This window comes from Microcystis sp., assembly GCF_048564745.1.
GTDB classification, from domain to species: Bacteria; Cyanobacteriota; Cyanobacteriia; order Cyanobacteriales; family Microcystaceae; genus Microcystis; species Microcystis ichthyoblabe_A.
This window is the reverse complement of record NZ_JBLZRT010000019.1, coordinates 1-1,025: the sequence shown is the minus strand read 5'-3', so window position 1 is coordinate 1,025 and position 1,025 is coordinate 1. Positions and strand designations below refer to the sequence as shown.

The window sequence follows — 1,025 nt, the reverse complement described above, 5'->3', positions numbered from 1 at the left end:
AAAGTTTTTAAAGTTTCTAAATCCATAGCCTCTCCTTTTAATCACCTTCAGTTTATTATTAATTCCTTCCACTGTTCCCTGGGTTGTTCGGTTATCAAAATAGGCAGTTATTTCGTCAATCCACCGCCGAATTGTCTGGCAGCTTTTAGGAAAGTAAGCCATCGCCTTTTTGATCCAATCACTCAAGGCAAATAATCCCTCATTCCCCTCCGTATTTTTCTCAAATACTTCTCTAAATTCCTCTTTTAATTTGTGCATTTCCCCAAGTTTTGGAGAAACTTTATATACTTCTTCCAATTTTTTCCTTTCTTTCTCTACTAAGTCTCCTTCATTCTTTAATAAGGCATATTTGCTCTTGGCTATTCCTGCTAAGATATTTTCTTTATTTTTCTTGTTTTTTATCTTAGCTGCCTCTCTTTTTACCTCCTTTCTTGCTTCATCTAGCTCGTTATTTACTTGTTTCATTACATGGAATCTATCCCCTACTATTTGAGCTTGAGGCATTAGTTTTTCTGCCACATTTTTATACCCTATCCACAGGTCTATACTTACTTCCTCTATTTGGCTCAAAACCTCTTCTCCCCAGTGTTTCAGATATTCTGTTAATGCTTCTTCTGTTCTTTTTTCCACTAAGCCTACAATTTTTCCTGTGTCTATATTTACTAACACAGCATAGTAATTTCCTTTTCCCTTTATCATGGCTATTTCATCTATTCCTAGTTTTTTTAGCCCTTGAGGTTTTGCGGTTATTAACTCTTCTCCTAAGTCTTTGAGCATCGTCTCTATTTCTTGTTCGCTTACTCCATTTCTTTCTGCCGTATTTTTGAGATCACTATTCAGGACTTCGGCCACTATTTTTTTTCTAAATCTGTCTGTGTAGGTTCTTTTCTTCGGCAAATAATTTAGTTCTTCTGTGAATTTTTTCCCACATTTCTCGCATCTCATCTGACGACGATTGATTCTCAGATATAATGCCTGTTCTCCAAAGGGTAAATCTCGGATTGTTAATTCATTGTTTTGATGAA

Annotated in this window: 1 protein-coding gene; it reads right to left on the bottom strand. The window is 35.6% G+C overall.

Features of this window, described 5'->3' with window-relative positions:
* Nucleotides 1-1,025, bottom strand: a 1,025-nt coding sequence (locus ACOCD9_RS03215; RefSeq protein ID WP_419546350.1) for an ISL3 family transposase, incomplete at both ends; no start/stop codon positions are given.